Raw genomic sequence first — 8,887 nt, 5'->3', positions numbered from 1 at the left:
GGCGGGGCTCATTTTTCCAGCCCCGCCGGCGTTTGAGGCGCGGGGTCCGGGGCGGAGCCCCGGGGAACGGGCGAAGGGCGGGTAGGGGACGGCCCCGCAGGGCTCAGACCCCCGCAGACCGCACCGCGGCGACCGCTTTGCGGGCCGCCACCAGGACCGGGTCCCACACGGGGGAGAACGGCGGGGCGTAGCCCAGGTCCAGGGAGACCACCTGTTCCACCGTCATCCCCGCCGTGAGGGCCACCGCCGCGATGTCCACCCGCTTCGCGGAGCCGGCGCCGCCGACGATCTGGACGCCGAGGAGCCGGCCCGTGCGCCGCTCCGCCAGCATCTTGACCGTCATCTCCCGGGCCCCCGGGTAGTAGCCCGCCGTGTTCGTCGAGCGGATGGCGGCCGTCACGTACCGCAGGCCCGCCTCCCGGGCGTCCTTCTCGCGCAGCCCCGTCCGGGCGATCTCCAGGTCGCAGACCTTGCTGACCGCCGTCCCGACGACACCCGGGAAGGTGGCGTAGCCGCCGCCCGCGTTCGAGCCGATCACCTGGCCGTGCTTGTTGGCGTGCGTGCCCAGCGGGATGTGCCTCGTCCGGCCCGCCACCAGGTCCAGGACCTCCACGCAGTCACCGCCGGCCCAGATGTCCTCGTGGCCCCGGACCCGCATCGACAGGTCCGTCAGCAGGCCCCCCGACTCGCCGAGCGGCAGCCCGGCGGCCCGGGCGAGCGCCGTGCGCGGCTCCACGCCGATGCCGAGCACGACCACGTCCGCCGGGTACTCGCGGCCGTCCGCGGTGGCCACCGCGCGGGCCCGGCCCTCCTCGTCGGTGAGGATCTTCGCCACGTCCGCGTCGGCGACCGTCACGATGCCCATGGCGTTCATCGCGGAGTGCACCAGAGCGCCCATGTCCGGGTCCAGGGTGGACATCGGCTGCGGGCCCCGGTGCAGCACGGTGACCTCGAAGCCCCGGTTCACCAGGGCCTCGGCCATCTCCACGCCGATGTAGCCCGCGCCGGCCACCACCGCCCGGCGGCCCCGCGTACGCTCCAGGTCGTCCATCAGGCGCTGGCCGTCGTCCAGGGACTGGACCCCGTGCACCCCGTGCGCGCCGATCCCCGGCAGCTTCGGCCGGACCGGGCGGGCGCCGGTCGCCAGGACCAGCTTGTCGTAGCCCGTCCAGGACTCGGCGCCGCTGTCCAGGTCCCGCGAGCGCACCCGGCGGCCCGCCACGTCGAGCTCCACCACCTCCGTGCGCGTGCGCAGGTCGATGCCCCGGGCGCGGTGCTCCTCGGGGGTCCGGGCGATCAGCTCGTCCCGCCCGCCGACCTGCCCGCCGACCCAGTACGGGATCCCGCACGCGGAGTACGAGGTGAAGTGCCCGCGCTCGAACGCGACGATCTCCAGCTCCGCCGGGCCCTTCAGCCGCCGCGCCTGCGACGCGGCGGACATCCCCGCCGCGTCGCCGCCGACCACCACCAGTCGTTCCACCGCCATCGTCCGCCCCGCCTCCTGCCGCAGCCTGCGCCTACCGGGGACACGCTACGGGCGGACCCGCCGTCAGTCCTGGAGATCCGGTCCAGGGGCGTCGGACCGCGCGGGCCCGGCGGCCGGCGCCGGCGCCTGCCGGGGCACCACGGTCCGGGTGAGGCCCGCCTTCGGCTTCGCCGGGCGGAACCTGCGGTACGCCTTGAACCCGAGGACCAGCAGGGCGGCGGCGATCCCGAACGGCAGCACCGCCGAGACCGCGAGGGCCAGGTAGCGCACCAGCGTGACGAACACGCCCCAGCCGGCACCCAGGGCGTCGCCCAGCCCCGGGACCTCGTCCTTCTCCCGCTCCGCCGGGGCCGCCGCCGGCTCCGAGACCGACACCGTGATCGTGCCCATCGCCGTCTGGTCCTTCAGCGCGTTCTGCTGGGCCAGCAGCGACTCCAGGTCGGACTGGCGCCGGCTCAGCTCGCCCTCCAGCATCACCACGTCGCCCAGCGCCGAGGCCTTCTCCATCATCTCCCGTACCCGGGCCACGCTGGCCTGCTGCGACTTCACCCGGCTGTCGACGTCGGCGACCTTCTCGGTCACGTCCTGCGCCTCGACCTTCCGGTTCAGCAGCTTCCCGCTGCCCTCCAGCGCGCCGATCACCGAGTCGAACCTCTCGCCCGGCACCCGCAGCGTCAGCGTCGAGGTCATCCGGCCGTCCCGGCCGCGCTCGGTGGACTCGTTGCCGACGTAGCCGCCCGCGCCCTCGGCCGCCGTACGGGCCGCCGCCAGGGCCTTCTGCGGCTCGGCCGTCTCGATGCCCAGCGTCCCCGTACGGATGACGTGCGGGCGCACCGGCGCCTGCGTCCCCGCCTTGGAGTCCGGCGCCGCCGACGGGGCCGCGGCCGCCCCCGCCCCCGGCTTGCCCTGCGCGGCCCCGCCCTCCCGGGTCCCGGCGACCGCCGCCCGGTCCGAGGAGGGCTTCGCGCCGCCGTCCGCCGAGCAGCCCGTGAGCGCGAGGGCCCCCGCGAGGGAGAGGCCGGCCAGCGCCACGGCGCCGCGGTGTCTGTGGAGCGTGTGCATCGTCAGTACCCCCGGGGGATCGGCTGATGTCCCCGTTTCGACGCCCGCGGGCCCCCGGCGGGTTTCGCCCGCCAGGTCCCGAGGTGGTCCCGATGCGGTCACGTTCAGGCCTCACCGACCCGTCTGAGACCATGTGTTCATGCACGAAGCGGACACACGTACGGACCGGCCGGGCCCCCCGCGGCACGTCGTCGTCATCGGCGGCGGCATCTCCGGCCTCGCCGCCGCCCACCGGCTGCTCGCCGACGGGTTCCGCGTCACCCTCCTGGAGGCCGGCCCGCGCCTCGGCGGCAAGCTGTACGCCGGAGAGCTCGCGGGCGCCCCCGTCGACCTCGGCGCCGAATCCGTGCTCGCCCGCCGCCCCGAGGCCCTGGAGCTGGCCCGGGCCGTCGGCCTCGGCGACGCCCTCCAGCCCCCGGCCACCGCCACCGCCCGGCTGTGGACCCGCGGCGCCCTGCGCGACATGCCCAAGGGGCACGTCATGGGCGTCCCCGGCGACACCGCCCCGCTCGCCGCCTCCGGCGTCCTGTCCGCCGAGGGCCTCGCCCGCATCGCCGCCGACACCGCGCTCCCGCCCACCGAGGTCGGCGAGGACGTCGCCGTCGGCGAGTACGTCGCCGCCCGCATGGGCCGCGAGGTCGTCGACCGGCTCGTCGAACCGCTGCTCGGCGGGGTCTACGCGGGCGACGCCTACCGCATCTCGATGCGCGCCGCCGTCCCCGCCCTCTACCAGGCCGTACGCACCCACCCCTCGCTCACCGAGAGCGTCCGCTCCCTCCAGAGCGGCGCCGCGGCCCGTGCCGCCGAGCGGACCACCGCCACCGGCGCGGCCGCCACCGGCGCCTTCTTCGCCGGGATCGCCGGCGGCATCGGCCGGCTCCCGCTCGCCGTCGCGGACGCCTGCCGGGCCGCCGGGGCGCGGATCCTGACCGGCACCCCCGTGCGCGGGATCGCCCGTACGCCGGAAGGCTGGCGGATCACCGCCGACGGCGAGGTCCTCGACGCCGACGCCGTCGTCCTCGCCACCCCCGCCGGACCCGCCGCCGACCTGCTCGCCGGCCCCGCCCCGGCGGCCGCGGCCGGGCTGCGCGAGGTCGAGTACGCCTCCATGGCCCTGGTCACCATGGCCTTCCGGCGCTCCGACCTGCCCGCCGCGATCGCCGACGGCGGCGCCAGCGGCTTCCTCGTACCGCCCGTCGACGGCCGCACGATCAAGGCGTCCACCTTCTCCAGCAACAAGTGGTCCTGGGCCGGCGCCGACCCCGAGCTCTTCCTGCTGCGCACCTCCATCGGCCGGCACGGCGACGAGGGCGACCTCAAGCGGGAGGACTCCGAGCTGGTCGACGTCTCCCTCGCCGACCTCGGCGAGGCCGTCGGGCTGGCCGCCCGCCCGGTGGCCGCCACCGTCACCCGCTGGGACGGCGGACTGCCCCAGTACCCCGTCGGCCACCTCGCCCGGGTCGAGCGGATCCGGGCCGCCGTGGCCGAGCTGCCGGGCCTCGCGGTCTGCGGAGCCCTCTACGACGGGGTCGGCATCCCGGCCTGCGTCGCGAGCGCCGGGAAGGCGGCCGACGCGGTGACCGCCGCTTTGGCCACCCCTGGGACAGACCACTGATCAGCACACGGGACAATGGACACATGACTGCACCAGAGAAGATTCCCAACGCGGGGAAGAAGGCGAAGGACCTCAACGAGGTCATCCGCTACACCCTGTGGTCCGTCTTCAAGCTGAAGGACGTCCTGCCCGAGGACCGCACCGGCTTCGCCGACGAGGTCCAGGAGCTGTTCGACCAGCTGGCCGCCAAGGACATCACCGTCCGCGGCACCTACGACGTCTCCGGCCTGCGCGCCGACGCGGACATCATGATCTGGTGGCACGCCGAGACCGCCGACGAGCTGCAGACCGCCTACAACCTGTTCCGCCGCACCAAGCTGGGCCGCGCCCTGGAGCCGGTGTGGTCGAACATGGCCCTGCACCGCCCGGCCGAGTTCAACAAGTCGCACATCCCGGCCTTCCTGGCCGACGAGGTCGCCCGCGACTACGTCAGCGTCTACCCCTTCGTGCGCAGCTACGACTGGTACCTGCTGCCCGACGAGGACCGCCGCCGCATGCTCGCCGACCACGGCAAGATGGCCCGCGGCTACCCCGACGTGCGCGCCAACACCGTCGCCTCCTTCTCGCTGGGCGACTACGAGTGGCTGCTGGCCTTCGAGGCCGACGAGCTCTACCGCATCGTCGACCTCATGCGCCACCTGCGCGCCTCCGAGGCCCGCATGCACGTCCGCGAGGAGGTGCCCTTCTACACCGGGCGCCGCAAGTCCGTCGCCGATCTGGTCGCCGGGCTCGCCTGATACCTCCCCTGGGGGGAAGGACCGGAGGAACACCCGTGACACAGGGTGGCCTCCGGGGATCGGGAGGCCATGCCCCCGAAACGACGCAGCCGGAGATCCCGCCCGGAAGTTCAGACGGCCGGAGGCAGCAGCGCCCTGGAGGCGCCCGCTGCCCGGTCGTCCAGCGACACCGGTGCGGGCTCCGGATGCGGCGCGCACGTGACGCGCCACCCCGGGGTGGCGCCCGTCAGCAGGTACCGCTCCACATGCCGGTCCACGCACGCGTTGCGTCCGCCGGCCACCCCGTGGGTGCCCGCCCGCTGCTCCGTGACCAGCGCGGCCCGGGTGCCGAGCCGCCCCTGCAGTTCCAGCGCGCCCCCGTGGGGCGTCGCCCCGTCCCGCTCCGCCGCGACGATCAGCGTCCCCGGCAGCCGGCCCGCCGCCGCCCCGACGTCCCCGACGTCCCCGACGTTGACGGGGCGCTGCCGCTCGGACACCGGCCAGGAGGCGCAGGGCAGGTTCAGGAAGGCGTTGGCCCAGGTCTCGAAGGGGGCCCGGCGGGCCAGTTCGGTGTTGTCGCGGTCCCAGGTCTCCCAGTCGCCGGGCCAGGGCGCGTCGTTGCACAGCACCGCCGTGTAGACGGCCGTCGCGTTGGCAGCCCGCTCCGCCGTGGCGGGGTCGCGGGCCGCCTGCCGGACGAGCGGGGCCTCGTCCCCGCGCAGGAACGCGGCGAGGGCCGCGGCCCGCTCGGGCCAGACGTCGTCGTAGTACGCGGTCTGCAGGTACGCCGCGTGCAGCTCGCCCGTCCCGACGACCCCGCCCGCCGGGGTGCGGGCCACGGCCGCGCGGACCTTCTCGTAGCTCTCCCGCACGGCCCCCGCCGTGGTGCCGAGCCCGTACACGGAGTGGTGGCGGGCCGCCCACGCGCGGAAGTCGGCCCAGCGGCGTTCGAAGGCCGGGGCCTGCGCGAGGTTGTTCGCGTACCAGACGCGGCGCGGATCCGGGTCGACCGCCGAGTCGAAGACCATGCGGCGCACGCGCTCGGGGTGGCGGGTGGCGTAGACGGCCCCGAGGTAGGTGCCGTACGAGGCCCCCATGAACGTCAGCCGCGGCTCGCCGAGGGCGGCCCGCAGCACGTCGAGGTCGCGTGCGTTGTTCAGGGTCGTGTAGTACCCGAGGGCGGGGCCGGCGTGCCGTGCGCACCCCTGGGCGTAGGCCCGGGCGGCGGCCAGCCGCTCCCGCTTGTACGCGGCGGAGGGCTCGGCCGGGACCTGCGTCGGCCCGTGCGGCCGCTCGGCAGGGTCCTGGCAGGTCAGCGGGGCGGAGCGGCCGACCCCGCGGGGGGCGTAGCCGACCAGGTCGTAGGCGGCCGCGACACGGGCCCACGCGGGCCGGTCGCCGAGCAGCGGGAACGCCATGCCGGAGGCGCCCGGCCCGCCGGGGTTGAACACGAGCGCGCCCTGCCGGGCGGCGCCGCCGAGGCCGGTGGCGGGGACCCGGCTGACGGTGAGGGAGATCTGCGGGCCGTCGGGGCGGGCGTAGTCGAGCGGGACCCGCAGGGTGGCGCACCGCACCGGGTCGGGCAGCTCCTCGACGGCGGGACACGGCCGGAACTCCAGCCGCCCGCTCCCGGCGGGGGCGGGGGGCCGGGCCACGGGCCTGGTCACCGGCCGGTTCCCCGACGCCGGAGCTCCGCCGGCCCCGGCCGGCCCGCCCACCGGCCGCAGCGCGGCGGCAGCGGCGGCCCGCCGCACGACCAGCTCCGCCCCGGCGTCCTCGGCGGCGGTCCGCGCCTCCCCGCCCCTGCCCGCCGGCCCGGGCCCGCTCGCCCGGGCCGGCGCGGGGGCGCACAGTGCGAGGCAGAGCGCCGCCGCGGCGACCCCCTGCCGCGTGAGCGTCGTCGTCCGGCACGTCCGCATGGCGACCCCTTCATCTCATCGTCCTGTCCGATGAAATGTCAGGACCGGGCTGTGAGGCGGGAACACCGCCGCAACGCCGTTCGCGGTACGCCCGGTTGACGGAGCGCGGAGCGCGGCGGGCGCGCCGGAACGGTTCCCGGCGGGCGCCGGGGCGCCGCACGGCCCCCCCCGGGCGGGCGCCGCCACGTGGCGGACCCCTCAGGGGCGTCCCAGGGCCGCCCGCAGGTCCGGGTCGGGGAGGGCGTTCAGGCCGCGGACGGCCACGGCCGCCAGGGGGTCGGCGGGGGCGCGGTCGTGGTCCAGGGCCGCGAGGAGGCGTTGGCCCGCCGGGGAGGCCCAGGGGCCGCCCGTGCCCGCGATGGCCAGGCAGCACACCGCGAGCAGCATCGGCAGGGCGAACCAGTACAGCACCTTCGACACGTCCGCCCCGTCGGCCGGGACCGCCAGCGCGGCCCCCGCCATGGCCACCACCAGCACGGCGGCCCACCGCACCGACCGGACCCCGTCCGCCACCGCGTCCCGCACCCCGCACGGCACCGCGAGGCCCGCCTCGTCCAGCCGGTCCGCGAGGGCCCGTACGGCCGAGGGCGCGGCGGCGGCCTCCCGGAGCGCCGACACCGGGGACTGGCCGTCGGGGCCGAACGCCGCCAGCACGGCCCGCTCGTGCGCGTCACGGGCGACCGGGTCGAGCACGGTGGCCCAGCCCGTGCGGGCCAGCAGCAGCCGGTGCCGGCGTTCCATCGACAGCAGGGTCAGCACGGCGACCCGCTCCGGGCCGCCGGCCAGGTACGCGGCCTCGTACAGGTTCAGCGCACCCGGCCGCCGGGCGGCGGCGGGGCGGGGCGCCGGGTCGGCGGCCTCGGTGGCGGCCCGCAGCAGGCGGACGGCCGAGGTCAGCACCCCGGCCCAGGCCAGCAGCAGGAACAAGATCCAGAACATGGCCGATTTCTACAGCCGCCGGAGCCCCTTTCAGGCGGCCGGTGCCCAAGCGTGAGCAGCTCGTGATGCGGTGGTGATGGTCGGTCAGGAACTGCTGGAGCAACTGGAACCGGAGGAACTGCTGCAACTCGAACCGCTGGAGCAGCTCGAACCGGAGGAACTGCCACAGCTCGAACCGGAACCACCCGAGCAACTCGAACCGGAACCGCCGGAGCAGCCCGTGCCGGAGCCGCCCGAGCAGCTGCTCCCAGAGGATCCGCAGCCACCGGACCCCGAGGAACCGCCCCCGCCGTCGCCGCCCGCGCACCACAGCACCGGCAGCAGTTCCTCCGACGCCGCCCCGAACACGTCCGACGAGCCGCGCCCGCGCCCCCGGGACTGGGCCGCGGCCAGCCGGGTGCCGCGGGCCGCAGGCACCAGCTGCTCGCGCAGGTACGGGTCCCGCAGGCCCCGCAGCCCGAACAGCGCGGTCTGCACCCGCGGCGCCGGATCGGCCGCGTACCGCTGCCGGACGCGGGCCAGCGCCCGCCGCCCCGCCGGGGTGATCCGCAGCCGCGCCCGCCGCGCGCACACCACGCCCGCGACGAGGCCGCCCAGCAGCGCCGGGAGCACCGCGAGGACGAACGGCACCCCGGGATCCGGGTCCAGCGACCAGAACACGAAGGTGAGCGGCAGCGACACCGGCACCAGCGCCACGCACACCACCGCCTGCACCAGCCCCCAGCGCCGCGCCCCCCGCCCCGCCCCGGGGGCCGCGAGCAGCCCGCGGGCCGCCAGCGCGTCCCCGGTCTCCTGCACGGCCGGCTCGCGCATGGCGGCGTACCGCACCTGGTAGAGCCACCCGGACGGCGCCTGCGCGAGCGCCCGCAGCACGGCCCGCTCGGCCGGGTCCGCGCCCCGCGCGCCCGGCCGGGCCTGCACGATGCCCGGGCCGCCGACGGCCAGCCGGCCGTCCCCGAGCAGCGAGACCAGCGCGCTGTCGACCACGGTGCCGGGACCGCCCGCGAGGAACGCGGCCTCCGACAGGTCGTGCAGCTCCGGCGCGGGGCCGGCCCCCCGCGGGCCGGGCCCGCGCCCCGGGCGGGGCCAGCCCGACGGGGTGTGGGGGGGGCCCGCCCCGACGGCGGCCGGGCGCGGGTGCGACGCGAGC

At 76.9% G+C, this 8,887-nt stretch carries 7 protein-coding genes; 2 read left to right on the top strand and 5 right to left on the bottom strand.

Annotated features, from left to right (window positions below; translation table 11 throughout):
- Positions 1-103: 103 nt before the first annotated feature.
- Together ACQKM2_RS32330 and ACQKM2_RS32325 are read right to left on the bottom strand one after the other, a co-directional pair.
- Positions 104-1,486 (bottom strand): FAD-dependent oxidoreductase, encoded by a 1,383-nt coding sequence (locus ACQKM2_RS32330; protein WP_427716084.1) that lies wholly within the window; start codon positions 1,484-1,486, stop codon positions 104-106.
- Positions 1,487-1,549: 63 nt separating this feature from the next.
- A complete protein-coding gene (locus ACQKM2_RS32325; RefSeq protein ID WP_427716082.1) occupies positions 1,550-2,548 on the bottom strand; it encodes a DUF4349 domain-containing protein in 999 nt (332 codons plus the stop codon).
- Positions 2,549-2,687: 139 nt separating this feature from the next.
- Here ACQKM2_RS32325 and hemG point away from each other — a divergent pair, with 139 nt between their 5' ends.
- Together hemG and hemQ are read left to right on the top strand one after the other, a co-directional pair.
- Positions 2,688-4,163 carry a protoporphyrinogen oxidase gene (gene hemG / locus ACQKM2_RS32320; RefSeq protein WP_427716080.1) on the top strand — a complete coding sequence of 492 codons (1,476 nt, stop codon included), beginning with the start codon at positions 2,688-2,690 and terminating at the stop codon, positions 4,161-4,163.
- Between the two features lie 23 nt (positions 4,164-4,186).
- Positions 4,187-4,900: a hydrogen peroxide-dependent heme synthase gene (hemQ, locus tag ACQKM2_RS32315; RefSeq protein WP_042802045.1), complete on the top strand. Its 714-nt coding sequence runs from the start codon at positions 4,187-4,189 to the stop codon at positions 4,898-4,900.
- Between the two features lie 110 nt (positions 4,901-5,010).
- On the opposite strand, the gene ACQKM2_RS32310 is transcribed toward hemQ, so the two are convergent.
- The 3 genes from ACQKM2_RS32310 to ACQKM2_RS32300 all read right to left on the bottom strand — a co-directional run.
- Complete coding sequence (locus tag ACQKM2_RS32310; RefSeq protein ID WP_427716078.1) at positions 5,011-6,798, bottom strand: alpha/beta hydrolase; 1,788 nt, start codon at positions 6,796-6,798, stop codon at positions 5,011-5,013.
- Positions 6,799-6,996: 198 nt separating this feature from the next.
- Positions 6,997-7,737 (bottom strand): TIGR04222 domain-containing membrane protein, encoded by a 741-nt coding sequence (locus tag ACQKM2_RS32305; protein WP_427716076.1) that lies wholly within the window; start codon positions 7,735-7,737, stop codon positions 6,997-6,999.
- Positions 7,738-7,821: 84 nt separating this feature from the next.
- Positions 7,822-8,887: TIGR04222 domain-containing membrane protein (locus ACQKM2_RS32300; protein ID WP_427716074.1), on the bottom strand; the 1,066-nt coding region annotated here is incomplete at its 5' end.

Origin of the sequence: Streptomyces sp. NPDC004126, assembly GCF_050275515.1 — a bacterium.
In the GTDB taxonomy this organism is placed as follows: Bacteria; Actinomycetota; Actinomycetes; order Streptomycetales; family Streptomycetaceae; genus Streptomyces.
Note: the sequence above shows the minus strand (reverse complement) of the source record. Positions and strands in the feature narration are given on the sequence as shown.